This is a genomic window from Mixta theicola (assembly GCF_002895925.1).
Taxonomy (GTDB): Bacteria; Pseudomonadota; Gammaproteobacteria; order Enterobacterales; family Enterobacteriaceae; genus Mixta; species Mixta theicola.
This window is the reverse complement of record NZ_NWUO01000042.1, coordinates 1-1,509: the sequence shown is the minus strand read 5'-3', so window position 1 is coordinate 1,509 and position 1,509 is coordinate 1. Positions and strand designations below refer to the sequence as shown.

The 1,509-nt window shown below is 56.6% G+C and carries 2 protein-coding genes; both read right to left on the bottom strand.

Annotated elements, in window-relative coordinates; genetic code table 11:
* Nucleotides 1-820: Tar ligand binding domain-containing protein (locus tag COO59_RS20450; RefSeq protein ID WP_121494960.1), on the bottom strand; the 820-nt coding region annotated here is incomplete at its 3' end.
* A gap of 223 nt (nucleotides 821-1,043) precedes the next feature.
* The coding region (locus COO59_RS20445; protein WP_240614181.1) for a methyl-accepting chemotaxis protein at nucleotides 1,044-1,509 on the bottom strand (466 nt) is incomplete at its 5' end.

The window sequence follows — 1,509 nt, the reverse complement described above, 5'->3', positions numbered from 1 at the left end:
AACCGTCGCGCACGTCGCTGACGGTGCGTACCAGCGCCTGCTGCATATGCTTCAGGCTGGCGGCCAGCTGGCTCATCTCATTGCGCCCTTCCGCTTCGATCGGCTGCGTCAGATCGCCTGCGGCGATATAACGAATATGCTCGATGGTGGATTTCAGCGGACGCAGCAGGAGCTGTTTCATACCGGTCCAGACCAGCACAACGATACCTGCCAGCATCAACAGCACGATGCCAATGATCCACAGTGCGCGCTGATAGGCGCTCTCATTCTGTTCGGCACCGGCGGCCGTCAGCGTACTGGTGGTCTGAACCCAGGTGTTATAAGTCCCTTCAAAATCGTTCTGATACCCCTGCGTTGGCTGATCGACAAAGCCTTTCAGGTTGCCTGCGCCCAGCAGCTGCACCAGTTCGGTCAGCGCGTCGTGCAGTACCTTATATTTTTCATCTACCGCGACCAGGTAAGCCATGTTTTTGACTTCATCCGGCAGTTCATGGTGATAGGCGGCGAAGCTCTTATCCGCCGTTTCCAGCTGCTGATTCGCCTGCGCCACCAGCTCGCTAACGGTGCTGCCGCTGCCCGCATTGTTGGCGTCCAGCATATAGCGGATACCGGCGCGGTTAAGGGTGTTACGCGCCTGAAGCAGCGCAACCCAGGCAGCGTTGAGCTGGACCTGCTCGCGCTGGATCTGCTGCGTTAGCATAAAGTTCTGTCGATCCCCTTTCAGGGCATTAAAAAACAGCCCGCTTGAGGCAATCTGCAGTACAGCGAATATCGCCAGCACCAGGATAAGTGCCGTCACAACTTTAATATGTTTAAACATAGTGAACCTTAAAGCGTGGTTGAATGATGAGATTTATCGGCATACTCAACGGGATCTTTATCCTTATCTGAAATTAACCGCCAACGTCAGGCGCATAACAGAAGAAATAAAACGAAAAGCGCCAGGACCCGCCGCTTTTTGCGGTTTATCCACAGTCGCAGGATGCCGTCTCAGAACGGCATCCTTTATTCTCATTGCTTATCGGATGCAGGGATCGGGGAAATTAAAAGGTTTCCCAGTTGCTGTCAGCAGCGGCAGGCGCGGCGGCCAGCTTTGATGCCGCAGGTTTGCTGAGCATCGGCGTTTTCAGCGCTGCTGGACGATCTGCCTGTTCCTGGCGCACTTTAAACACCGATACCGCCTGGCTGAGGCGGCTGGCCTGCTCTTCCAGCGCGGCGGCGGCGGAGGCGGATTCTTCCACCAGCGCAGCGTTCTGCTGGGTCACGCGATCCATCTCGGTTACCGCCAGGCCAACCTGGTCAATGCCGCGGCTCTGCTCATCCGACGCCGAGGCGATTTCGCCCATAATGTCGGTTACCCGCGTTACCGCGCTGACGATGTCGCTCATGGTTTCCCCGGCGCTTTCCACCAGCACTGAACCGGTATCAACACGGGCAACCGAATCTTCAATCAGTGATTTGATCTCTTTCGCCGCCTGGGCGCTGCGCTGTGCCAGATTGCGCACCTCG